At 69.2% G+C, this 22,419-nt stretch carries 20 protein-coding genes; 6 read left to right on the top strand and 14 right to left on the bottom strand.

The window, feature by feature from the left end; translation table 11 throughout:
* Window positions 1-54: 54 nt before the first annotated feature.
* Window positions 55-1,086 carry a TIGR04222 domain-containing membrane protein gene (locus Q9G87_RS37505; RefSeq protein WP_305921322.1) on the bottom strand — a complete coding sequence of 344 codons (1,032 nt, stop codon included), beginning with the start codon at window positions 1,084-1,086 and terminating at the stop codon, window positions 55-57.
* A gap of 459 nt (window positions 1,087-1,545) precedes the next feature.
* On the opposite strand from Q9G87_RS37505, the gene Q9G87_RS37500 reads away from it, so the two are divergent.
* The 4 genes from Q9G87_RS37500 to Q9G87_RS37485 all read left to right on the top strand — a co-directional run bounded on the left by Q9G87_RS37500 (window position 1,546) and on the right by Q9G87_RS37485 (window position 5,952).
* A complete protein-coding gene (locus Q9G87_RS37500; protein WP_305921321.1) occupies window positions 1,546-2,562 on the top strand; it encodes a LacI family DNA-binding transcriptional regulator in 1,017 nt (338 codons plus the stop codon).
* Between the two features lie 242 nt (window positions 2,563-2,804).
* Window positions 2,805-4,031: an extracellular solute-binding protein gene (locus Q9G87_RS37495; RefSeq protein WP_305921320.1), complete on the top strand. Its 1,227-nt coding sequence runs from the start codon at window positions 2,805-2,807 to the stop codon at window positions 4,029-4,031.
* Between the two features lie 56 nt (window positions 4,032-4,087).
* Window positions 4,088-4,999 (top strand): carbohydrate ABC transporter permease, encoded by a 912-nt coding sequence (locus Q9G87_RS37490; protein ID WP_305921319.1) that lies wholly within the window; start codon window positions 4,088-4,090, stop codon window positions 4,997-4,999.
* A complete protein-coding gene (locus tag Q9G87_RS37485) occupies window positions 4,999-5,952 on the top strand; it encodes a carbohydrate ABC transporter permease (protein WP_305921318.1) in 954 nt (317 codons plus the stop codon). Before Q9G87_RS37490 ends, Q9G87_RS37485 begins: the two co-directional genes overlap by 1 nt.
* Here the strand turns inward: Q9G87_RS37485 and Q9G87_RS37480 are convergent.
* The 13 genes from Q9G87_RS37480 to Q9G87_RS37420 all read right to left on the bottom strand — a co-directional run bounded on the left by Q9G87_RS37480 (window position 5,942) and on the right by Q9G87_RS37420 (window position 20,576).
* Window positions 5,942-6,937 (bottom strand): glycoside hydrolase family 5 protein, encoded by a 996-nt coding sequence (locus tag Q9G87_RS37480; protein WP_305921317.1) that lies wholly within the window; start codon window positions 6,935-6,937, stop codon window positions 5,942-5,944. The two genes, Q9G87_RS37485 and Q9G87_RS37480, sit on opposite strands and share 11 nt — an antisense overlap.
* Window positions 6,934-9,648: a glycosyl hydrolase 2 galactose-binding domain-containing protein gene (locus Q9G87_RS37475; RefSeq protein WP_305921316.1), complete on the bottom strand. Its 2,715-nt coding sequence runs from the start codon at window positions 9,646-9,648 to the stop codon at window positions 6,934-6,936. Before Q9G87_RS37475 ends, Q9G87_RS37480 begins: the two co-directional genes overlap by 4 nt.
* 206 nt (window positions 9,649-9,854) lie before the next feature.
* Entirely contained in the window at window positions 9,855-11,717 is a 1,863-nt protein-coding gene (locus Q9G87_RS37470; RefSeq protein ID WP_305921315.1) for a DEAD/DEAH box helicase, read from the bottom strand.
* 308 nt (window positions 11,718-12,025) lie between these two features.
* The gene (locus tag Q9G87_RS37465) at window positions 12,026-12,325 is read right to left on the bottom strand and encodes a metal-sulfur cluster assembly factor (RefSeq protein ID WP_305921505.1); all 300 of its coding nucleotides are present in this window, start codon (window positions 12,323-12,325) and stop codon (window positions 12,026-12,028) included.
* A gap of 56 nt (window positions 12,326-12,381) precedes the next feature.
* On the bottom strand, window positions 12,382-12,822 hold the full coding sequence (gene sufU / locus Q9G87_RS37460; protein WP_305921314.1) for a Fe-S cluster assembly sulfur transfer protein SufU: 441 nt from the start codon (window positions 12,820-12,822) through the stop codon (window positions 12,382-12,384).
* A 2-nt stretch (window positions 12,823-12,824) separates the two neighbouring features.
* Complete coding sequence (locus tag Q9G87_RS37455) at window positions 12,825-14,081, bottom strand: cysteine desulfurase (protein WP_305921313.1); 1,257 nt, start codon at window positions 14,079-14,081, stop codon at window positions 12,825-12,827.
* Entirely contained in the window at window positions 14,078-14,824 is a 747-nt protein-coding gene (gene sufC, locus Q9G87_RS37450; RefSeq protein ID WP_305921312.1) for a Fe-S cluster assembly ATPase SufC, read from the bottom strand. Before sufC ends, Q9G87_RS37455 begins: the two co-directional genes overlap by 4 nt.
* Before the next feature lie 5 nt (window positions 14,825-14,829).
* Window positions 14,830-15,147, bottom strand: a complete 318-nt coding sequence (locus Q9G87_RS37445) for a non-heme iron oxygenase ferredoxin subunit (protein ID WP_305921311.1) — start codon at window positions 15,145-15,147, stop codon at window positions 14,830-14,832.
* Entirely contained in the window at window positions 15,144-16,265 is a 1,122-nt protein-coding gene (gene sufD / locus Q9G87_RS37440; RefSeq protein ID WP_305921310.1) for a Fe-S cluster assembly protein SufD, read from the bottom strand. The genes Q9G87_RS37445 and sufD overlap by 4 nt, the downstream gene beginning before the upstream one ends.
* Window positions 16,265-17,677 carry a Fe-S cluster assembly protein SufB gene (gene sufB, locus Q9G87_RS37435; protein ID WP_305921309.1) on the bottom strand — a complete coding sequence of 471 codons (1,413 nt, stop codon included), beginning with the start codon at window positions 17,675-17,677 and terminating at the stop codon, window positions 16,265-16,267. The genes sufD and sufB overlap by 1 nt, the downstream gene beginning before the upstream one ends.
* Window positions 17,674-18,372, bottom strand: coding sequence for a helix-turn-helix transcriptional regulator (locus tag Q9G87_RS37430; RefSeq protein WP_305921504.1), 699 nt, complete (start codon window positions 18,370-18,372; stop codon window positions 17,674-17,676). Before Q9G87_RS37430 ends, sufB begins: the two co-directional genes overlap by 4 nt.
* Before the next feature lie 90 nt (window positions 18,373-18,462).
* Window positions 18,463-19,704, bottom strand: a complete 1,242-nt coding sequence (locus tag Q9G87_RS37425) for a multidrug effflux MFS transporter (RefSeq protein ID WP_305921308.1) — start codon at window positions 19,702-19,704, stop codon at window positions 18,463-18,465.
* A gap of 95 nt (window positions 19,705-19,799) precedes the next feature.
* Entirely contained in the window at window positions 19,800-20,576 is a 777-nt protein-coding gene (locus Q9G87_RS37420) for a VOC family protein (RefSeq protein WP_305921307.1), read from the bottom strand.
* A 146-nt stretch (window positions 20,577-20,722) separates the two neighbouring features.
* On the opposite strand from Q9G87_RS37420, the gene Q9G87_RS37415 reads away from it, so the two are divergent.
* Together Q9G87_RS37415 and Q9G87_RS37410 are read left to right on the top strand one after the other, a co-directional pair.
* On the top strand, window positions 20,723-21,631 hold the full coding sequence (locus tag Q9G87_RS37415; RefSeq protein WP_305921306.1) for an ABC transporter ATP-binding protein: 909 nt from the start codon (window positions 20,723-20,725) through the stop codon (window positions 21,629-21,631).
* Window positions 21,628-22,419 (top strand): ABC transporter permease, encoded by a 792-nt coding sequence (locus Q9G87_RS37410; protein ID WP_305921305.1) that lies wholly within the window; start codon window positions 21,628-21,630, stop codon window positions 22,417-22,419. Before Q9G87_RS37415 ends, Q9G87_RS37410 begins: the two co-directional genes overlap by 4 nt.

The following is a 22,419-nucleotide window of genomic DNA, read 5'->3' as shown; positions in this document are numbered from 1 at the left end:
CACCCGGCAGGCCCATTCGATGACACATGCGCTGCCGCGGCACACGCCACGAGATCAGTAGGATCCGCCGCCGCTCGAGCAGCTCGATCCGCCGCCGCTCGAACAACTCGATCCGCCGCCGCTCGAACAACTCGATCCGCCGCCGCTCGAACAACTGGACCAGCCGCCGCTCGAACAATCGGAGTCGCCGTCGCCCGCTGAACCGGACCTCGGTCCTGAGCTACATGACCTGTCGCCGTCAGCCTCCGCCAAGAGTGCCAGCAGCCGGGGATCTCCGCCCGCCGGGAGGCCGTTCACCGCTACTCCGAAAGCCGTGACGGCCGCGACTCCCTTCGAGCGCTTCTTCTGCGGTGTGCTGTGCTGCTGCTGGGCTGTGACGAGTAACCGCCGGCCCCGTTCCGTGGGCTGCGAGGATGGGAAGGAGCGCATCTCGTATCGATCTGCGGGCAAATGCAATAGTCCGATGACACCGGAAGCGGCGCCGATCAGCAGCGCCAGGACCGTGCGCGGTTCCCAAGCCGCGACCCCGGCGATGACCAGCGCCAGGGACGCGACGCAGCCGACGAGCGCCCAGATCAAGGAGATCCTGATGCGTTTCCGCAGGCGCTCAAGATGCTGGTTCAGTGGGCGCTCAAGATGCCGACGTGGGCCTTCAGCGGTCAACAGTCCCCGGGCCTCCAGTCCGGCCCGTACGCGTGCCGGTTCGGGACGCATCGTGATGATCTTAAGAAGGTGGTCGGCGGAACAGCTCCCCGCACGAGAGAGAACGTCCATGATGGCCCGCTCGATTGGTTCCCCGGGTGGGTCGGCGCCGGCCACCGCGGTGATCCTGCCTGTCGTGCTGACTCGTATGGCACCTGACTGCAGCAGCACCGCCAGGGCGGTGTGGAGCATCCGCTGTGTCCCGCCAGCGAGATAGGCCAGCTCATAGGGCCCCAACTCGTCGATCTCATCGTCGCCCGGCGCATGGGGCGGCACGGCTAACCGGCGACGTTCCGCGTTGAAGGATCGAACCGTGGTCCACATGTGCCACGCCAGGACGGCGGACATCACCAGGATCAGCGTTTCTGCCACGTACACCTCCATCGGCATCACGATATTCAGTGAACGATCCGCTACACATAGCAAGTTCCGCGTGCCCCTGAGCCGCCATCCTCCTTCGCATCCGTCATAAGGGCGTCATAGCGCTGATCAACCGGGGTCCGGGCGGAAGCCATGCGCCAGCGTCACCAGACGCACGCAGAGCCAGCCCTTGATCGGGTGGCCGCCGGAGCCGGCGAACGTGACGTCGTACACCTCGGCGACGTCAGCTCCGAGGGCACGGGTGTGAAGGTGGCGGCGAGGTCGTGAGTGCGGGCTTCGGCGAGCCTGCGCTCCCAGAAGGCGTCGAGTCGGCGAGCTCGGTGCGTTCGGGGAGGTACCCGCGTAGTTGTGCGAGCGGCATGTCGACGAACAAGATCACTCCTCGAGAGGGGAATCGGACACGAATTCTGTCATCATGTCGCTGATACGGTTCAGCGAAAGTTTCATGGAAAGGAGCGCCGGGTGAAAAGGCCGACGATCGCCGACATCGCCAAGCGGGCCGGCGTGTCCAAGGGCGCGGTCTCGTACGCGCTGAACGGCCTGCCCGGTGTCTCGGAGGAGACCAGGGCCCGCATCCAGGCGATCGCGCAGGAAATCGGCTGGCGGCCGAACGTCGCCGCGCGCTCGCTCAGCGGTGCCCGGGCCGACGCCATCGGCCTGGTGCTCTGCCGTCCCGCCCGGTTCCTCGGCGTGGAGCCGTTCTTCATGGAGCTGATCAGCGGCATCGAGGGTGAGCTTGCGGCGAGCTCGTGCGCGCTGATGCTCCAGGTGGTGCCCGACCACGAGACCGAGATCGCGGTCTACCGGCGCTGGTGGGGCGAGGGCAGGGTGGACGGGGCGATCCTGGTGGACCTGCACGTGGACGATCCCCGGATTCCGGTGGTCGAGCAGCTCGGCATGCCCGCGGTCGTGACCGGGCACCCGTCGGGCACCGGCTCGCTGCCCGCGGTGTGGTCGGACGAGGTGGTCGTGCTGCGTGAGGTGATCGAGTATCTCGCGGCGCTCGGCCACCGGCGCATCGCCAGGGTGGCCGGGCTGCCGGCGCTGCTCCACACCAGGATCAGGGACGAGGCGTTCGCGGAGATCTGCGAGGAGTCGGGCGTGTCCGAGCATCCGGTCGCCCACACCGACTACACCGGCGAGCAGGGCGCCAGGGCGACCAGACGGCTGCTCAGCTCCCGCTCCAGGCCCACTGCGATCGTCTACGACAACGACATCATGGCGGTGGCGGGGCTGTCGGTCGCCCAAGAGATGCGCCTGGACGTCCCCGCCGAGTTGTCGATCGTGGCCTGGGACGACTCGCCGCTCTCCCAGGTGGTGCGGCCGTCGCTGACCGCTGTGACCCGGGACATCCCCGCCGGCGGCGCGCACGCCGCGCAGACCCTGCTCAGGCTGATCGAAAGCGGGGAGACGGGGAGCCTGGAGGGGCCGCCGGCGAGCCTGCTGCCCCGGGGCAGCACCGCCCCCGCGCGGATGTGACCGAACCGTTTCATGGGCCGCTTCCCTACAGGTCATGGCCGTGTGGAGCGGAAACCTCCTGACAACGTTGTCGTCGACCTATTGTAACTTATCCGTTTAAGTGGTGAGATCCCTACACATATGAATTTGGGCGCCGGTCGTGGGATGCCCTCGCACATCCGCACGCCTCCCGAAGGCGCCCATCCGACCGATAGATCGGATGGCCCATGCGACGAACAATGGCAGCTTGCAGCACGGTCCTGTTGGCGGCTCTGAGCGCGGCCTGCGCCACGAGCGGCCAGACGCAGACCCAGCAGGCGGACCAGAACACCAACGCCCCCGTGACCCTGTCCTTCTGGTCCACCGGTGGAGACGACGAGACCGCGACCTTCCAGAAGGCCGCCGACCTCTACAAGCAGAAGCACCCGAACGTGACGGTCAAGGTGCAGACCCTGTCGTGGTCCGACGCGTACGCCAAGCTGCTGGCGGCGGCCACCAGCCGCAGCGGACCCGACATCATCTCCGGCGGCATGACCTGGACCATCCAGTTCGGCGTCAAGGGCGCCATGGTGGACCTGCGCAAGCACGGCCTCGACTCGCTCAAGGCCCAGGCGCTGCCCGCCCAATGGGAGTCGGCCATCTCCCCTGACGGCTCGGTGTTCGGCGTGCCGCTGGACATGTCGACCCTCGCCCTCTACTACCGCAGCGACCTGCTGGAGCAGGCCAAGGTCGAGCCGCCCAAGACCTGGGAGGAGCTGACCGCGGCCATCGGCAAGCTCAAGGCGGCCGGGATCAAGAAGCCCTACAGCCAGGACTGGGGCAACCTCGACTGGATCGGCTACTTCAACTACCTCTACCAGGCGGGCGGCTCGTTCTACACCGCCGACTGCAAGCCCTCGCTCAACACCCCGCAGGCGGAGCAGGCGCTGAAGTACTGGGTGGACCTCTACCGCGAGCACGGCGCGCCCACCGCCACCGTGGAAGGCGCCGACGCGCTGGACACCGGGACCGCGATGGTGGTGGCGGGCAACTGGATCGCCAAGGGCCTCGACGTCAACAAGCCCAAGCTGAAGGGCAAGTGGGCGATGACCACGATCCCGGCGGGCCCCGCCGGGCCGACCACGTTCATCGGCGGCCGGGCCATCGGCGTGACCTCCTTCAGCAAGTACGTCCAGACGAGCACGGACTTCGTCAAGTTCATGTACAGCGACGAGGCCATCACTGCGATCGCGGACGAGGCGAGGAAGCGGAACATCTCCTACATCCCGCCGCGTCCCGACAAGATCGTGAACGGCTCGGTGTTCGCTCCTGAGCAGGCCCAGGTGTTCGAGACCGCGATCAAGGCAGGCAAGGCCGCGCCGGGCTGCCCCGGCTGGGACGAGAGCGCGCCGGACGTGACCAAGCAGCTCCAGTCGGCGATCCTCGGCAAGGCGGACATCAAGACCGCATTGACGGAAGCCGCCAAGGTCATGGAACGCAACGCCGGATAGCCGAACCCGCCGGGACCGGCCTCGCCCGGTCCCGGCCCTTGATCCAGGAGTCTGACATGGCCTCCCCCATCCCCCTGCGCGGCAGGCTGCGCCGCTACGGCACCTCGTACGCGATGCTGCTGCCGTTCCTCGCCCTGTTCGCGGGGTTCCTGCTCTGGCCGCTGGCCAACTCGCTCTACCTGAGCTTCACCAAGTTCGACGGGGTCAATCCCGCGGTGTTCACCGGTGTGGACAACTTCGTGCAGCTGGCGTCGGACACCAGGTTCCGCCACGCGCTGGGCAACACGGCCCTGTACGTGGTGGGGTCGGTCGTGCTCGGCACGCTGCTGTCGCTGGGCCTGGCGCTGGCCTTCAACGGCAGTAGCTGGCCGCACCGGATCATGCGCACCCTGTTCTTCCTGCCCTCGGTGACCTCCTCCATCGCGCTCATGCTGATGTGGAAGTGGGTCCTCTACCCCAGCGACGTGGGCCTTGCCAACACGATCGTGGACTGGTTGGGCGGCCAGGCCGTCGCCTGGCTGGCCACACCGGGCCTGACGATCCCGATCCTGGTGCTGATGTCGGTGTGGGGCGGCATGGGCTACGGCATGGTGCTGTACGTGGCCGGGCTCGGCTCGATTCCCGAGGAGTACTACGAGGCCGCCAAGATCGACGGCGCGTCCGCCTGGCGGCAGTTCCGCCACATCACGCTGCCGCTGTTGCGCCCCGTCACCACGTATGTGGTGGTGACCGGCCTGATCGGCGCCTTCCAGGTGTTCGAGGCCGTCTACATCGTCTTCAGCCAGGGCGCCAACACCATCGGCGGCGTGCTCGACTCGGGCCTGATGATCGTCCCCTACCTCTACGACCAGGGATTCACCCACTTCAGGCTGGGCTACGCCTCCGCGATCGCGTGGGTGCTCTTCCTGATCATCTTCGTGCTCAGCCTCGTCAACCTGCGCGTGGGCCGCGCCATGAAGGAGCTGTGATGGCCGTCGCCCCGATGGACACGATCGCCCCGGTCCAGCAGTCCCCGCACGGGACGGCGACCGGCAGCCGGCGCTCCAAGATCAACGCACACCTGCTGCGCCTGCCGTTCTACCTGCTGGCGCTGACGATGATCGCGCCGTTCTACTGGCTGCTCATCACGGTGTTCAAGCCACCGAGGGAGCTGGCCAGGACACCGCCGTCGTTCGTGCCGGAGTCCCCCACCTTCGCCAACTTCTACGACCCGGAATGGTCCCCCGCGTTCATCAACCCCGGCCACCTGCAGGGCATCTTCCAGCGTTACCAGGTGGACCTCGGGTTCTGGCGGTTCATGCTCAACAGCATCTTCATCACCACCGCCATCACCGTCGGGTCGCTGCTGATCTGCTCCCTGGCCGCGTACGTGATCGCCAAGCACGACATCAAGGGCCGCCGGACCATCTTCCTGTTGATCATCGCCTCGATGATGGTGCCCTGGCAGACCACGCTGATCCCGAACTACGTGATCATGCGGAACCTGGGCTGGCTGGACAGCTACGCGGCCTACATCGTCCCGGCGCTGGCCAAGGCCTTCGTGCTGTTCTTCCTGGTGCAGTTTCTGCAGTCGATACCGAACGAGCTGATCCAGGCGGCCAGGGTGGACGGCGCCGGGGAGTGGCGGATCTGGTGGAGGATCGTGCTGCCACTGCTACGGCCGGCCCTCGCCGCGATGTCGATCTTCATCGTGCTGGCGGAGTGGAACAACTTCCTCTGGCCGCTCATCATCGTGCAGAGCGACGAGATGGCGAACATCCCCGTCGCGCTGGCCAGGCTCAACTCCTACTTCGGGGGGCCCGACCACCAAGGCGCGATCATGGCGGGCGGGCTGCTCGCGTCGGTTCCGACGATCGTCTTCTTCCTGATCTTCCAGAAGTACTTCACCAAAGGCATCGCGCTCAGCGGAATCAAGGGCTGATCCGGTGCGCCTGGAGGAGCTCCAGGAGGGCCCTGTCCACCAGGTACCCGTCGAGCTTCTCGAAGCGCGCACCGGGCCGCCGGTGCCCGACCACCCCGAACGGCCCCTCGAACTGCCACAACGCATAACCCCAGCCGAACGAGGCGAACACGCCGAGCACGTCCGACAGCCAGCGCAGCGCGACGTCGTTCGGCGTGTACTCGTAGCAGCCGAACTCGCCCACGTGGACGGGCACGCCCTGGTCCGCCACCGCCCGCCACGGGGCGTAGAAGTCGCGCAGCCCGGCCCGGTCCCAGTGTCGTCCCTCGTAGTCGCACGGGTAGCCGGGCTCGGCAAGTCCCTGTGAGCCCGGCCACCACTCGGCCCGGTGGTGGCTGACGCTCATCGGCTGGTAGCCGCGGGTGCTGTGGATCACGCCGAGGTCGGCCAGCTCGGGCATGGCCAGGTGGCCGCCGCCCAGCCCGTCGATCACGATCGGCCGGTCCGGGTCGACCTGCCTGATCTCGGCCACGACGCGGCGGATCACCGTCTCGTGGGCGGCCCGGGTGAACCCCCGCTCCCCCACGGAGGGCGGCTCGTTGACGAGGTCGAAGGAGAGCTCCTCGGCCGGGACGCCCCGGTAGCGGCGGGCGAAGCCGGTCCAGATGGCGCTGAAGCCGTCCTGCGCCTCCTGGTCGGCCCAGAGGTTGTGGTGCTCGCTCTCCCACCCGGTGATCACGTAGCCGGGGGCGCGGTGCAGGTTGAGCGAGAAGTGCAGGCCGCGTTCGCGGCACGCGGCGAGATAGGCGTCCAGCATCTCCAGCATCCGCTCGTCCGGATGCGCGTAGTCCAGGCCGTTGGTCCAGAACCGGTAGTCGCACGGCATGCGGACGAAGTCGAAGCCCCAGGAGGGGATCGCGTCCAGCACCCGCTCGTCCACCGGCGCCGGCTGCGCGCCCGGTTCCTTCCAGAACATCCACTGCAGGTTGAACCCGTAACGTCTCATCTCGCCACCACCTCGTTGACGCAGCGCAGCACCGGCGTACGGACCAGGGCCCGCTCGTCGAGGCCGGCCGTACGGATCAGGAACTCGGCGCGCTCGCCCGGCAGCAGCGTGACGAGCTGGTCATCGATCTGAGCGTCCGGGTCCAGCCGGTCGGGGAAGACGGCCAGGTCGCGCAGGAGCGTGCGGGCGGTGACCGTCAGCCGGAGCCCGTCCAGCGCGAGCTCGGCGGCCGTGTCGTAGCGCGGCTCGGGCAGCCGCAGGTCCCGGTCGGGCACAAAGAACCACAGCGCCCGCCCCGCCGTCGGCCCGCCCGCCATCGCCGCGTCGTCGTGTCCGCCCAGCGACACCGCCGGATCACCAGGCGCGGCCGCTGGCACCGCACCGCCGGGCTCGGCCGACAGGCCACTGACCGTCGCCGCCGCATCGCCGGGCCTGCCGGTCGCCGCCGCCTCGCGCGGCCCGTCGGCCGTCGCCGCCGCGTCTCGCGGCCCGTCGGCCCACACCGCCGCCTCACCTGGCCCACCTGCCGTCGCTGCCAACTCGGCGGACGCGGCCGGGCGGCCCAGGCCGTTCTCCACGGCGGCATGCTCGGCCATCGCAGTGGCGGCTCCGGACCCGATGATCGCGATGGCGAGCAGTTCAGCCGCCGGGTCGCCTGGCTCGGCGACGGACGGGGTCAGGGGCAGGGTGACGGCCGTACGCGGCGGCACGTCCAACGCGAGGTCCTGGGCTGCGAGCTCGGCCCCGTCGAAGCCGTGCCGTACGGCCCGCGCCGACGCCCGCCACGGCCGGCCGGTGTCGTTGACGGCGACCAGCGCCAGGCCGCCGTCCCGCGGCTGCACGGTCAGCAGCCGGTCGGCGTAGGCCCTGCGCAGCGCGTGGAACAGCGGCTTCTTCCTGCCGTCCCCGTCCACGGCCGACCATGACGTGACCGGCCAGCAGTCGTTGAGCTGCCACACGACGCTGCCGGCGCAGTGCGGCCACAGGGCCCTGAAGTGCTCCACCCCAAGCTGGATGGCGCGCGCCTGGTTCACCTGGGTGAGGTAGTGCCAGTCGTCGAAGGTCCCGGGCACGGGGAAGTGCCGCTCGAGCCCGGCGGCCAGTTTGAGGTTGCCGTCGATCGCTTTCTGGTGGTGCAGCAGGCCACGCGAATCGGGCAGCAGCGGCTCGTCGCTGATCGCCCTGCGGATGGTGGCGTACGCGGCGGGGCCCTGGAAGCCGAACTCGGCGGCCATGCGGGGCCGGTAGTCGCGGTAGACGGTGTAGTCGCGCTGGTTCCACACGTCCCAGATGTGCATGGTGCCGTGGTCCGGGTCGTTGGGCGGCAGGTCCATGGAGCCCGAGTACGGGCTGCCGGGCCAGTAGGGGCGGGTGGGGTCCAGCTCGGCCACGACGCGCGGCAGCATCTCCAAGTAGAAGCCGCCTCCCCAGCTGCGTCCCTGGAGCGACTCCTGCCAGCCCCAGTCGGCGTAGCCCTCGATGTTCTCGTTGTTGCCGCACCACAGGGCCAGGCTCGGGTGCCGGCTCAGCCTGGCGACCTGCTCGCGGGCCTCCGCCTCCACCTCGGCCCCGATCGGGTCCTCCTCGGGGTAGGCGGCGCAGGCGAACGGGAAATCCTGCCAGACCAGCAGCCCGAGCCGGTCGCACAGGTCGTAGAAGTCCTCGCTCTCGTACAGGCCGCCGCCCCACACCCGGATCAGGTTGACGCCCGCCTCGCACGCCTGGGCGAGCCTGGCGGCGTAGCGGTCGTGGGTCACCCTGGTGGGGAAGCAGTCGTCGGGGATCCAGTTGACTCCTCTGACGAACACGTCGACGCCGTTGACGGCCAGCGTGAACGCGCCGCCCTCGGTGCGCAGCCGCACCTCGCGGAGCCCGATCTCCCGGTGCCAGACGTCCTCGCCGGCCGTCACTTCGAGGTCGTAGAGCGCCTGCTCGCCGTACCCTCTCGGCCACCACAGCTCCGGCTCCGGAACCTCCAGCGTGATCACGGCCTCGCTCCGGCCCTCGGGGATCACGGTACGTCCGGACACGCCCTTGATCGTCGCCGTCACCTCGACGGATCCGGACTTCTCCACCTGGACGTGGACGTCCACTCTGGCCGCCCCGTCCCCGAGGGTGACCAGCGGGCGCACTTCGGCGATCCTGGCCCCGCTCCAGGCGTGCAGCCCGATGGGCCGCCAGATGCCCGACGTGACCAGTGTCGGCCCCCAGTCCCAGCCGAAGTTGCAGGCCATCTTCCTGATGAACTGGTACGGCTCGGCGTACGAGCCGGGCCGCTCCCCCAGCTCCTCGCGCAGCCTGCCGGTGTATTCGTACGGCGAGCCGAACGTGATTCTTAACCGGTTCTGTCCTTCACGCAGCAGATCCCGGACGTCGAAACGGTACGACCGGTGCATGTTGGCTGTCTCGCCTACCCGGGTGCCGTTCAACTCGATCAGCGCCACCGTGTCGAGCCCCTCGCAGACCAGGTCAGTCCGCTCGTGCCCGGTCGGCGACCAGGCGAAGACGGTCTCGTACCGCCAGGCGGTGCGGCCGATCCAGGTGAGTCCGTCCTCGTTGTCGTCCAGGTAGGGGTCCGGGATGAGACCGGCGGCGAGCAGGTCGGTATGCACACATCCGGGCACAGTGGCAGGCACAGGCGCGGGCGCGTCCACCTCGCCGTCTACCGCCTGGACGGTCCATGACTCATGCAAGGCGCGCTGAAAGCCCATGAAAAACTCTCCGGACGTCGATTGAGGCAATAGGCAAGATATCAGCACCTATTCCCCTATTTACAGCGCTCGGCACCCGCTTTGCTGAACCGATTCATATCGCCTCAACCCATAAACGCGACTGCCCGCCGCACCTCGCGATGAACGAGGTACGGCGGGCAGGTGATGCTCAGTGACGGCGCCGCAGCGGAGCGGGCCGGACCGGGTCAGCGCTCGAAGCGGCGGCCACCCTGGTTGCGGCGGAATCCGCCGTTGCCCCGGTCGTCGCCACGGCCACCGCCGGAGCGGTAACCATCCCCCGACGGCGCGGAGCGGTAACCATCGCCCGACGGCGCGGAGCGGTAGCCGTCGCCGGAGCGGTAGCCGTCGCGCGGAGTGCGGTCGTCCGGACGGTGGTCCGCCGAGAACGGGCGGCCACGGTCGGAGCTGTAGCGGCCGCCGCGGTCGTCGGAGCGGAATCCGCCACCCTGCTGGCCACGGTCGTCCTGCCGGAACGGGCGGTCGTCGGAGCGGTAGCCGCCGCTCGGCCTGCCGTCTCGGCGGCGGTCGTCGCCGAACGTCCGCGGCTCCTGCGCGCGCCCGGCCGGCCGCTCACCCTCGGTGTGCCGCCGCCCGCCGCCGAACGGCCGGTCACCGTCTTCATGCCTGCGCGGACGCCGGTCCTCACCGGGCCCGAACGAGCGGTCGCCATCCCCGTGGCTGCGCGGGCGGCGATCGCCGTCGAAGTCACGGCGGCCGCCGCGGCGGCCACGACGCTCCGAACCCCCGTGGCCGCCCTCGCGGCGGGGCCGCAGCGGCTTGCGGACGTCCGGCTCCCAGACCGGGATGGACTCGCCGCTGGGCGTGCGGGCGCCCGTCACCTCGGCGACCCGCGGGTGACCGGGGGTGGCCTTCAGGCGGAACGGGTGGATCCCGGCGCGCCGGGTGAGCGCGTCGGTGGAGCGGCGCTCGTTGGGCAGCACCAGCGTGACGACGGTGCCCTTCTCGCCGGCGCGCGCCGTGCGGCCGCCCCGGTGCAGGTAGCTCTTGTGGTCCTGCGGCGGGTCGACGTGCAGCACCAGGCTGATGTTGTCCACGTGGATGCCGCGCGCCGCAACGTCGGTGCAGACCAGCACGTTGACGGAGCCCTCGCGGAACTCGGCGAGGATGCGGGTGCGCTGGTTCTGGCGCTTGCCGCCGTGCAGGCCGCCCGACTTGACGCCGACCCGGGCCAGCTGCTTGCACAGCCGGTCCACGCCGTGCTGGGTCTTGACGAAGATGATGGTGCGGCCCTCGCGATTGGCGATCTCGGCGATGACGTCGAACTTGTCGTCGCGCGTGACCTGCATCACGTGGTGCTCCATGGTGTCGACCGGCGAGGTCGCGGGCGCCACGGAGTGGGTGATCGGGTTGGTGAGGAAGCGCTTCACCAGCTTGTCGACGTCACCGTCGAGCGTGGCGGAGAACAGCAGCCGCTGGCCGTCGGTCGGCGTCTGCGCGAGCAGGTCGGTCACGACGGGGAAGAAGCCGAGGTCGCACATGTGGTCGGCCTCGTCGAGCACGCTCACCTGGACGTCGGACAGCGAGCACTCGCCCTGCCGGATCAGGTCGCCGAGGCGGCCGGGGGTGGCGATGACGATGTCGACGCCGCGCCGCAGCGCCTCGATCTGCTTGCCCATGGACATGCCGCCGACGACGACCTTCATGCGCAGCCCGAGGCCGCGGCCGAGGGGCTCGAGGGCGTCGTGGACCTGGAGCGCGAGCTCACGGGTCGGCACGAGGATCATGGCGCGGGGCCGGCCGGGCGCGGGCTTCACGCCAGCGAGGCGGGCCATGGTGGGCAGCCCGAAGGCGAGGGTCTTGCCGGAGCCGGTCTGGCCGCGGCCGAGCACGTCATGGCCGGCGAGAACGTCGGGGATCGTCGCGCTCTGGATGGGGAACGGGCTGTCGATGCCCTGCCTGGCCAGTCCGGTGATGAGCGGCTTGGGCAGGCCCAGCAGCTCGAACTCGGAGGGGCCCGGCTGCGAGGCGGCCTCGACCGTGAGGTCGGAGCCGGTCTCGTCGAACGAGGGCATGACAGCGTCAAGCATGGTCACGAAAGTCGTGCCTTTCAGTCGAAGTGGCACGTCACTTCTGCGAAAGGACGAGCCAGGATGTGCGGCTCAAGCCGCACAGGGGTTCAGGGCGAGCCGCCATCGGGGCGGATCAAATCCACAAGGGGGATACACCGGGCACCGGCCGCAGGCGGCGCGAGACGCGCAATGAGACGTCGGGGGTGCATCTGTACCAACGCCGGGATGTTATCGGATATTTCCCGGATGGGCCCGGACCTTCCGAAACCCTCTATGGCACGCTGAAACGGCTGACACTTGACGCCAGCCGTAACAGCAGAAAAAGATCAGACGTTGAATCCTAGCATACGGAGCTGCTCGCGGCCCTCATCGGTGATCTTGTCCGGGCCCCACGGCGGCAGCCAGACCCAGTTGATCTTCACGTCGGACACCATGCCGTCGAGCGCGGAGTGGGCCTGGTCCTCGATGACGTCGGTCAGCGGGCAGGCCGCGCTGGTCAGCGTCATGTCGATGGTGGCCACCGGCCGCTGGCCGTCGGCGGGGTCGAGGTTGAGCCCATAGATCAGGCCCAGGTCGACGACGTTGATGCCGAGCTCGGGGTCGACGACGTCCTTGAGCGCCTCCATGACCTCCTCGAGGCTGGTCTCACCATCGAAGTCGGTCGGAGTCTCGACTGGCTTGCTCACTGGGCTGCACTCCTCACAACAGCGTCCTTGTAGGCCATCCAAGAAAGCAACGCGCATTTGACACGCGCCGGGAACTTGGCCACGCCCGAGAACGCGACCGCGTCACCGAGCACGTCCTCATCGGCCTCCACCTGTCCCCTGCCCTGCATGAGCCGGGTGAACTCGTCGACCACCGAGAGCGATTCCTCAACCGTCGAGCCGGTGGCCAGCTCGTGCAGCACGGAGGCGGCGGCCTGGCTGATCGAACAGCCCTGTCCGTCATAGGAGACGTCGAGGATCTTGCCGGCGTCGCCCACCTTGACCCTGAGCGTGATCTCGTCGCCGCACGTGGGGTTCACGTGGTGAACCTCGGCGTCGTACGGCTCGCGCAGCCCCCGCCCCTGCGGGTGCTTGTAGTGCTCCAGGATCAGCTCCTGGTACATCGACTCGCCGATCATGGCTATGCGAACACCTTCTGAACGTGATGCAGGCCGCGCACCAGGGCGTCGATCTCGCCCCTGGTGTTGTACAGGTAGAACGACGCCCGCGTGGTCGCCGGTATTCCGAAGCGCAGGTGCAGCGGACGCGCGCAGTGGTGCCCGACGCGTACGGCGACGCCGAACTGGTCGTCCAAGATCTGCCCGACATCGTGCGGGTGTATGCCCTCCAGCGTGAACGACACCGTGCCGCCGCGCTGCTCCAGCGTCTCGGGGCCGATGATCCGCAGAGTGGACACGTCCCGCAGAGCGTCCAGCGCGTAGGCCGTCAGCTCGCGCTCGTGCGCCTCGATGGCGTCCATGCCGATCCCGGTGAGGTAGTCCACGGCCGCGCCGAGCCCGATGGCCTCGACGATCGGCGGCGTGCCCGCCTCGAACTTGTGCGGCACCGGCGCGTACGTCGAGTGGTCCATCCAGACCGCCTCGATCATCTCGCCGCCGCCCAGGAACGGGGGCATGGCCTCCAGCAGCTCGGCCCGCCCCCAGAGCACGCCGATGCCGGACGGGCCGACCATCTTGTGCCCGGTGAAGGCCACGAAGTCGGCGCCCAGCTCGGCCACGTTCACCGGGTGGTGCGGCACGGACTGGGAGGCGTCCAGCATGATGAGCGCCCCGACCGCGTGCGCCCGCCTGGCCACCTCGGCGACCGGGTTGACGGTGCCGAGCACGTTGGACTGGTGGGCGACCGAGACGATCTTCGTCCGCTCGGTGATCACGTCGGCCGACAGGTCCAGCCTGCCGTCGTCGGTGACGCCGAACCACTTCAGCGTCGCACCGGTGCGCTGCGAGAGCAGTTGCCACGGCACGATGTTGGAGTGGTGCTCCATCTCGGAGATGACGATCTCGTCGCCGGGCCCGAGGGTGAAGCGCGGGTCGGTGTTGATCGGGTTGCCGAAGGCGTAGGCGACCAGGTTGAGTGCCTCGGAGGCGTTCTTGGTGAAGATCACCTCGTCGCGCGACGGCGCCCCGACGAAGCCCGCGATCTTGTCGCGGGCGCCTTCGTACGCCTCGGTCGACTCGGCCCCGAGGACGTGCATGGCCCGCCCGACGTTGCTGTAGTGCAGCGCCAGGTGCTCCCGCATGGTCTCGATGACCTGCTCGGGCTTCTGCGAGGAGTTACCCGAGTCGAGGTAGACGAGCGGGCGCCCGTCGGGCAGCTCGCGGGAGAAGATCGGGAAGTCCTTCCTGATCTTCTCCACATCGAAGCTGACGGTTGTCATGCAGATGCCTTCGTGTACTGCTCGTAGCCCTCGGCTTCGAGCTTCTCGGCCAGTTCGGGGCCGCCCTCCTCGACGATGCGGCCGCCGGCGAAGACGTGCACGAAGTCCGGCTTCACGTAGCGCAGGATGCGGGTGTAGTGCGTGATCAGCAGCACACCGGTCTCGCCGCTCGCGCGGAAGCGGTTGATGCCCTCCGACACCACGCGCAGCGCGTCCACGTCGAGGCCGGAGTCGGTCTCGTCGAGGACGGCGATCTTCGGCTTGAGCAGCTCCATCTGGAGGATCTCGTGGCGCTTCTTCTCACCGCCGGAGAAACCCTCGTTGAGGTTGCGCTGGGCGAAAGCGGGGTCGATGGACAGCGCGTCCATGCCGCCCTTGAGGTCCTTGGCGAACTCGCGCAGCTTGGGCGCCTCGCCGCGGACCGCGGTGACGGCCGAGCGCAGGAAGTTGGACACCGACACGCCGGGGACCTCGACCGGATACTGCATGGCGAGGAACAGACCCGCGCGGGCCCGCTCGTCGACCGACAGCTCCAGCAGGTCCACGCCGTCGAGCAGCACCTGGCCGCCGGTGATCGTGTACTTGGGGTGGCCGGCGATGGCGTAGGCGAGCGTCGACTTGCCCGAGCCGTTGGGGCCCATGATGGCGTGGGTCTGCCCGGCCTTCACGGTCAGGTTGACGCCGCGCAGGATTTCCTTGTCCTCGACGGCGACATGGAGGTCGCGAATCTCAAGGGTGGACATGGTGGTTATGACTCCTTCGAGAGCGAGACGAGGACGTCATCGCCGTCGATCTTGACTGTGTAGACGTTCACGGGTTTGGTGGCGGGCGGACCTGTGGGCTTGCCGGTGCGGATGTCGAAGCACGAGCCGTGCAGCCAGCACTCCAGCGTGCCGTCGTAGACCTCGCCCTCGCTGAGCTTCACCTCGGCGTGGGAGCAGACGTCGTGCAGGGCGAAGATCTCCTCACCCTTACGGACGAGCGCGACCGGGGTCTCCCCGACCTCGACGCCGAGGACCCCCTGGTCAGGGATGTCCTCGACCTTGCAGACCTTCTCGTAGCTCATCGTGCGAGCTCCGCCTCCACCGCGGTGAGCACGCGCTCGCGGATCTCCTCGACCTCGATCTTCTCGATGAGCTGGCCGAGGAAGCCCCTGACGACCAGGCGGCGGGCCTCGTCGTAGGGGATGCCGCGGGCCTGGAGGTAGAAGATGTGCTCGTCGTCGAGGCGGCCGGAGGCGGAGGCGTGCCCCGCGCCGGCGACCTCACCGGTGAGGATCTCCAGGTTGGGCACCGAGTCGGCGCGGGCGCCGTCGGTGAGGATGAGGTTGCGGTTGAGCTCGTAGGTGTCGGTGCCCTCGGCCTCGACCCTGATGATCACATCGCCGATCCAGACGGCGTGCGCGTCCTCGCCCTGCAGGGCGCCGCGGTAGTCGACGTTGCTCTTGCAGCTGGGCTGCGAGTGGTCGACCAGCAGGCGGTGCTCCAGGTGCTGACCTGCGTCCGCGAAGTAGACGCCCGCCATGTCGGCGTCGCCGCCGGGGGCGGTGTAGGACACGCTGGGCGACAGGCGTACGAGGTCGCCGCCCATCGTCACCGCGAAGCTGCGGAACGTCGCGTCCTTGGCCAGCTGGGCGTGGTGGTGCGAGACGTGGACCGCGTCGTCGTCCCAGTCCTGCAGGCTGACGACCCTGAGCGAGGCGCCGTCGCCGACGGCGAACTCGATGTTGTCGGCGTAGACCGCGCTGCCCTTGTGATCGAGCACGACCACGGCCTCGGCCATCGGCTCCACCTTGACCACGATGTGGCCGAAGGCCGCGCCGTCGCCGGAGCCGGTCAGCGTCAGGACGGTCGGCTTGGACGCGACGGCCTCGCGCGGCACCGTGATCACGGTGGCTTTCTCGAAGCTGTGCCACGCCTGCGCGCTCACTCGGTCGGTCGGCGCGAACGCCTTGCCGAGCCGGGCGTCGTCGCGGCCCACGGTCTCCACGGTGACCTCGGGCGCCGCGTCGACGTCCAGGCGCACGTGGCCCACGGGCTCGGCCTTACCGTTGTGCAGGCCCTTCAGGCGCGAGAGCGGCGTGAAGCGCCACGACTCCTCGCGCCCGGTCGGGACCTCGAAGTCGCCGAGGTCGAACGACGCCTTCTCGTGCAGGGTCGACAAGGGCTTCTCGTTCAGGCCCATCAGCCGACGGCTCCTTCCATCTGCAGCTCGATCAGCCGGTTGAGCTCGAGCGCGTATTCCATGGGCAGCTCACGCGCGATCGGCTCCACGAAGCCGCGCACGATCATCGCCATCGCCTCGTCCTCGTCGAGCCCGCGGCTCATGAGGTAGAACAGCTGGTCCTCGCTGACCTTGGAGACCGTGGCCTCGTGGCCCATCGAGACGTCGTCCTCGCGGACGTCGACGTAGGGGTAGGTGTCGGAGCGGCTGATCTGGTCGACCAGCAGCGCGTCGCACTTGACGGTGCTGGCGCTGCCGTGCGCGCCCTCCTCGATCTGCACGAGACCGCGGTAGGAGGTGCGGCCGCCGCCGCGCGCCACCGACTTGGAGATCACGCTGGAGCTCGTGTGGGGCGCCAGGTGCACCATCTTCGAGCCGGCGTCCTGGTGCTGGCCCTCGCCCGCGAACGCGACGCTCAGCGTCTCGCCCTTGGCGTGCTCGCCCATGAGGTAGACGGCCGGGTATTTCATCGTGACCTTGGAGCCGATGTTGCCGTCGATCCACTCCATGGTCGCGCCCTCGTAGGCGACGGCGCGCTTGGTGACCAGGTTGTAGACGTTGTTCGACCAGTTTTGGATGGTCGTGTAACGGCAGCGGGCGTTCTTCTTCACGATGATCTCGACGACGGCGCTGTGCAGCGAGTCGGAGGAGTAGATCGGCGCGGTGCAGCCCTCGACGTAGTGGACGTAGGAGCCCTCGTCCACGATGATCAGCGTCCGCTCGAACTGGCCCATGTTCTCGGTGTTGATCCGGAAGTAGGCCTGCAGCGGGATCTCGACCTCGACGTTGGGCGGCACGTAGATGAACGAGCCACCGGACCACACGGAGGTGTTGAGCGCGGCGAACTTGTTGTCGCCCACCGGGATCACCGAGCCGAAGTATTCCTTGAAGAGCTCCTCGTGCTCCTTCAGGCCCGTGTCGGTGTCGACGAAGATGACGCCCTTCTCCTCAAGGTCCTCACGGATCTTGTGGTAGACGACCTCGGACTCGTATTGAGCCGCGACACCGGCGATGAGGCGCTGCTTCTCCGCCTCGGGGATGCCGAGCTTGTCGTAGGTGTTCTTGATGTCGGCGGGCAGCTCGTCCCAGGACGCCGCCTGCTTCTCCGTCGAACGCACGAAGTATTTGATGTTGTCGAAGTCGATGCCGGTGAGGTCGGAGCCCCAGGTGGGCAGCGGCTTCCTGTGGAACAGGCGGAGGCCCTTCAGGCGAAGGTCAAGCATCCACTCCGGCTCGTTCTTGAGAGCGGAGATGTTGCGAACGACCTCCTCGGACAGGCCTCGCTTGGCCGCCGCGCCCGCGGCATCCGGGTCGGCCCAGCCGAACTTGTAATTCCCGAGGCCTTCCAGCTCCGGGCGGTCGGTGACAGTCACCTTCCGGTCTCCTTGCTCTTGTCTCTATGTGCGGATTCACCCAGCTTCTGTGGGCTCACGTGCGTCGTGCAGACCCCGTCGCCGTGGGCGATCGTGGCCAGGCGCTGCACCGGTGTGCCGAGCAGTTGCGCGAACGCCTCCGTCTCGGCCTCGCAGAGTTGCGGGAACTCCGCGGCCACGTGTGCCACCGGGCAGTGATGCTGGCAGAGCTGGTCGCCGCCCGACTTGGCCTTGCTGGCCGAAGCGGCATACCCCTCCGCCGACAGCGCCTGCGCCAGCACCTGAACGCGCTGATCCGCCGGCACCGTCCGCATGACCGGCTCCAGCCGCTTGAGCAGGCCCAACACCTGCGCGCGGGCGAAGTCGGCCACCGCGTCCTGTCCCATGCGCTCGGCCAGGAAGCGCAGCGCGCTCCCGGCCAGGTCGTCATAGGCGTGCTCGAAAGCACTGCGCCCCGCGTCGGTGATGGCGAACAGCTTGGCCGGCCGCCCGCGTCCGCGCTGACCGCGCGGGCGCACCATGCGAGGCTCGATCATCCCGTCGGCCACCAGCGCGTCGAGGTGACGCCGCACGGCGGCGGGCGTGAGCCCGAGCCGCTCGCCCAGGGCGGCGGCCGCGACGGGACCATGCTCAAGAATCAGCCGGGCGACGCGGGCACGCGTGCCGCGCTCGTGACCTGGCTCCATCATGGGCATGTTTTTCACAACATCAGTGTGCCGTAATTCCTTCCCGGTTCCAAACGGTTCTGACCAGCCCGGGGATGGAATTTGTCACGCAGGGTAGGCTTACCTAACCTCGCTTGATCGCGGCCGGCGGCCGAGCACGGCGAAGGTCGCCACCGAGCAGGCGATGAGTCCCAGCATGACGGCCGCCATGGGCACGGCGGTGCCTTCCCCAGCCAGGCCGACCAGCGGGGCCGCCAGGGCGCCCAGCGCGAACTGCAGCACGCCGAGCAGGGCCGAGGCGCTGCCGGCCACCTGGGCGGGCTGCGAGGCCAGCGCCAGCGCACCCGTGCCCGGCAGCACCAGGCCCTGGCCGAGCATGATGACGAACAAGCCGCCCACGATGCCCTGCAGACCGAGCCCCGCGAGCGCGGCGGCCATGAGCACCCCCGCCCCGGTCAGGGCGGTGACCAGCCCGGTCACGACCAGGGCGACCGGCGGCACCCGGCCCGAGAGCCGCCCGCCCACCTGTGCCGCGATGGTCAGGCCGAACGCGTTGAGCGCGAAGATGAGCGAGTATTGCTGCGGCGTGGCGCCGTATACCTCCTGCAGCACGAACGGCGAGCCGGAGATGTAGCCGAACATCGCCGCGAACGCCAGGCCGCCGGTGAGCGCGTAGCCCATGAACGCGCGCTCGCGCAGCAGCCGCCAGAACGTGCGGGCGGTGTGCTTGAGCCCGCCGCTCTCGCGCTGCTGCGCGGGCAGCGTCTCACGCACGCCCGCCAGCACGGCCAGCAGCAGCACCAGGCCGGCGAGGCTGAGCGCCACGAACACGCCCCGCCAGGACGTGAACGACAGCAGCTGCGCCCCGGCGATCGGCGCCAGGATCGGGGCAAGGCCGCTGACCAGCATGAGCGTGGCGAAGATGCGGGCGATGGCGGCGCCGTCGTACAGGTCGCGCACGACCGCGCGCACGATGACCAGGGCCGCGCCGCCCAGTATGCCCTGCAGCAGCCGGAAGGCGATGAGCATGGGAACCGACGGCGCGAACGCGCACAGCAGCGAGGCGAGCATGAACCCGGCCACGCCCACGATGAGCGGCAGGCGGCGCCCCCGCACGTCGCTGACCGGGCCGGCGATGATCTGGCCGACCGACACGCCGATGAGGCACGCGGTGAGCGTGAGCTGCACCTGGGCGGGCGCGCTGAGCATCTCGGAGGTGATGGCGGGCAGCGCCGGGAGGTACATGTCGATGGAGAGCGGCCCGATCGCCGACAGCGCGCCGAGGATGACCAGCAGTAATCCGCGGCCGCTCTTCTGCTTCGGCACAACGACGGTGGACGTGGCTTCGGCTGCCACGGACATGCGTGATCCCCTCTTCCCTCGTAGGCCGGCGGCCCACGAGGGCCGAGAGAATCAAACCAGGATTCGGTCCTCCTAATTCCCGGTTATCAGATATTTCATTGAGGTTCGTGGAGCTGGATGACCGAGAAGGTCGCGCCCTGCGGGTCGACGAGCATCGAGAACGCCCCGGGCGGCGCGTCCATCGCCCGGACGAGCACCTGCGCGCCCAGCCGCTCGGCCGCCGCGGTGGTGGCGCCGAGGTCGTCGACCGCGAAGTAGGTCATCCAGAACGAGGGCGTGCCCTGCGGATATTCGGAGGGCATCTCCATCATGCCCGCGATGGCCGGCTCGCCCGCGTGCCACTCGGTGTATTTGACGCCGCCCATCTCCAGCAGCTCGGGCCGCCAGCCGAAGACCTCGGAGTAGAAGCGCTCGGCCGCCGCCGGGTCGCGGGTGATCAGCTCGTTCCAGCAGAACGAGACGGACTCGTTGACCAGCTCGGCGCCGTGATGATTGGCCGCCTGCCAGGCGGCCGCGTGCGAGCCGTCGGGGGCGCGGAAGACGGTCATGCTGCCTTCCTCGAAGACCTGCATCGGCTCCATGACGACGGTGCCGCCGGCGTTCTTGATCCGGTCGGCGAGCGCGGCGATGTCGTCGGTGGCCATGTAGATGTTCCAGGTCGAGGGCATCCCCTCATCCATGACGGGTCCCACTCCGGCGACCTTCTTGCCGTCGTAGGTGAACTGGCCGTAGCCGCCGGCCGCCGGATCGTCGACCATCTCGGCCTGCCACCCGAAGATCTCGCTGTAGAACCGGGCGGATGCGCCGACGTCGGTGCTGGACAGATCCACCCAGCACGGGACGCCGGGTTCATATCCACTGCGTTGCGACATTGCAACCTCCTGTGACGTGGAGCTCACCGTCAGACTCTCACTCCGGTACGACGATTTCCGGGGAAGGTGCGGGTCAAGACCTGTCCATATCCGGCCATCCTCACCTGCGGGCCGGACCGCGTGGCGTAGTCCCTAAACTCATGGCCATGGAATCCCCAGCCGTCGAGATCGTCGACCTGGTCAAGCGCTATGGCGGCACCACGGCGCTCGACGGCCTCGCACTCCGTGCCGAGCGCGGCGCGGTCACGGCCGTCCTCGGCCCCAATGGTGCAGGCAAGACGTCCACGGTGGAGATCTGCGAGGGATTCCGCAGGGCCGACTCCGGCACGGTCAAGGTGCTGGGGCTGGCACCTCAGCGGCCCGAGCTGCGGCCCCGGGTGGGGGTCATGCTGCAGGCGGGCGGGGTGCCGCCGGCGATGCGCTGCGGCCAGTGGCTGCGGCTGGTGGCGCGCTTCTACGCCCAGCCCCTCGATGCCCAGGCCCTCCTGGCCCGCCTGGGGCTGACCGATCACGCGCGCACCCCCTACCGGCGGTTGTCGGGCGGGCAGCAGCAGCGGCTGTCGCTGGCCGCGGCCGTGATCGGACGGCCCGAGCTGGTCTTCCTCGACGAGCCGACCGCCGGGCTGGACCCGCAGGCCAGGCACGCCTGCTGGGAGCTGGTGGGCGAGTTGCGCAGTGCGGGCGTGTCGGTGGTGCTGACCACGCATCACATGGACGAGGCCGAGCGGCTGGCCGACCACGTGGTGATCATCGACAAGGGGCGGCTGGTGGCCGAGGGCACGCCTGCCTCGCTCACCGGCGCCGAGCGTCAGCTCAGGTTCCGCGCCCGGCCGGGGCTGGGGCTGGAGGAGCTGCTCAACGCGCTCCCGGCGGGCAGCGCGGCCAAGGAGTCGCCCGCCGGCCACTACATCATCGAGGGCCTAGTGGGTCCCGAGCTGCTGGCCACGGTGACGGCCTGGTGCGCGGCCGAAGGTGTCACGGCCGACGACCTGCGCATCGAGCGGCGCACCCTCGAGGACGTCTTCCTCGAGCTGACCGGCAGGGAGCTGCGATGAGCGCGCACGGCCCCGGTGGGGCGGCCCCGCTGGACTTCACCCCCGCGCCCGGCGCGGCGCCGTTCCATCGGATGGTGCTGGCGCAGGCGGGCGCGGAGGTCCGCGCGATGTTGCGCAACGGCGAGCAGCTGCTGCTCACGCTGATCATCCCGGTGCTCCTCCTGGTGGGCTTCTCGCTGGCGCCGCTGATCGACGTCGGGGGCGGGCGGCGGATCGACTTCCTGGCCCCCGGCGTGCTGGCGCTGGCGATCATGTCCACGGCTTTCACCGGGCAGGCGATCGCGACGGGTTTCGAGCGCCGCTACGGCGTGCTGAAGCGGCTGGGCGCGACGCCGCTGTCCAGGGCCGGGCTCATGCTGGCCAAGACCGCGGCCGTGGTGGCCGTGGAGGGCATCCAGGTCGTGATGATCGTGGCGGTGGGGCTGGCGCTGGGGTGGCGGCCGCAGGGGTCCTTCGTGAGCGCGGCGCTGCTGATCGTGCTGGGCACGGCGGCCTTCAGCGGGCTCGGGCTGCTCATGGCCGGCATCCTGCGCGCGGAGGCGACGCTGGCCGCGGCCAACCTGGTCTACCTGGTGCTGCTGGGCGCGGGCGGGGTGATCTTCCCGCTGTCGAAGTTCCCCGCGGGGGTGCGGCCGGTCCTGGAGCTGTTGCCCATCTCGGCGCTCACCGGCGGCCTGCGCTCGGTGCTCGCCCAGGGCGTGGCACTGCCGCTCGGCCCGCTGGCCGTGCTCGCCGCCTGGGCGGTGTTGTCGCTGGCGCTGGTCTCCCGCACGTTCCGCTGGGAGTGA

Origin of the sequence: Nonomuraea turcica, from assembly GCF_030718205.1 — a bacterium.
Lineage (GTDB): Bacteria > Actinomycetota > Actinomycetes > Streptosporangiales > Streptosporangiaceae > Nonomuraea.
This window is presented reverse-complemented; position numbering and strand designations above follow the sequence as displayed.

Coding starts and splice junctions, on each gene's coding strand:
- sufD (WP_305921310.1), bottom strand. CDS start 16,265: ATGGGCCTGAACGAGAAGCCCTTGTCGACCCTGCACGAGAAGGCGTCG.
- Q9G87_RS37490 (WP_305921319.1), top strand. CDS start 4,088: ATGGCCTCCCCCATCCCCCTGCGCGGCAGGCTGCGCCGCTACGGCACC.
- sufC (WP_305921312.1), bottom strand. CDS start 14,824: ATGTCCACCCTTGAGATTCGCGACCTCCATGTCGCCGTCGAGGACAAG.
- Q9G87_RS37505 (WP_305921322.1), bottom strand. CDS start 1,086: ATGGAGGTGTACGTGGCAGAAACGCTGATCCTGGTGATGTCCGCCGTC.
- Q9G87_RS37420 (WP_305921307.1), bottom strand. CDS start 20,576: ATGTCGCAACGCAGTGGATATGAACCCGGCGTCCCGTGCTGGGTGGAT.
- Q9G87_RS37485 (WP_305921318.1), top strand. CDS start 4,999: ATGGCCGTCGCCCCGATGGACACGATCGCCCCGGTCCAGCAGTCCCCG.
- Q9G87_RS37430 (WP_305921504.1), bottom strand. CDS start 18,372: ATGCCCATGATGGAGCCAGGTCACGAGCGCGGCACGCGTGCCCGCGTC.
- Q9G87_RS37425 (WP_305921308.1), bottom strand. CDS start 19,704: ATGTCCGTGGCAGCCGAAGCCACGTCCACCGTCGTTGTGCCGAAGCAG.
- Q9G87_RS37415 (WP_305921306.1), top strand. CDS start 20,723: ATGGAATCCCCAGCCGTCGAGATCGTCGACCTGGTCAAGCGCTATGGC.
- Q9G87_RS37455 (WP_305921313.1), bottom strand. CDS start 14,081: ATGACAACCGTCAGCTTCGATGTGGAGAAGATCAGGAAGGACTTCCCG.
- Q9G87_RS37465 (WP_305921505.1), bottom strand. CDS start 12,325: ATGGAGGCGCTCAAGGACGTCGTCGACCCCGAGCTCGGCATCAACGTC.
- Q9G87_RS37480 (WP_305921317.1), bottom strand. CDS start 6,937: ATGAGACGTTACGGGTTCAACCTGCAGTGGATGTTCTGGAAGGAACCG.
- Q9G87_RS37475 (WP_305921316.1), bottom strand. CDS start 9,648: ATGGGCTTTCAGCGCGCCTTGCATGAGTCATGGACCGTCCAGGCGGTA.
- Q9G87_RS37410 (WP_305921305.1), top strand. CDS start 21,628: ATGAGCGCGCACGGCCCCGGTGGGGCGGCCCCGCTGGACTTCACCCCC.
- Q9G87_RS37445 (WP_305921311.1), bottom strand. CDS start 15,147: ATGAGCTACGAGAAGGTCTGCAAGGTCGAGGACATCCCTGACCAGGGG.
- Q9G87_RS37470 (WP_305921315.1), bottom strand. CDS start 11,717: ATGCTTGACGCTGTCATGCCCTCGTTCGACGAGACCGGCTCCGACCTC.
- sufU (WP_305921314.1), bottom strand. CDS start 12,822: ATGATCGGCGAGTCGATGTACCAGGAGCTGATCCTGGAGCACTACAAG.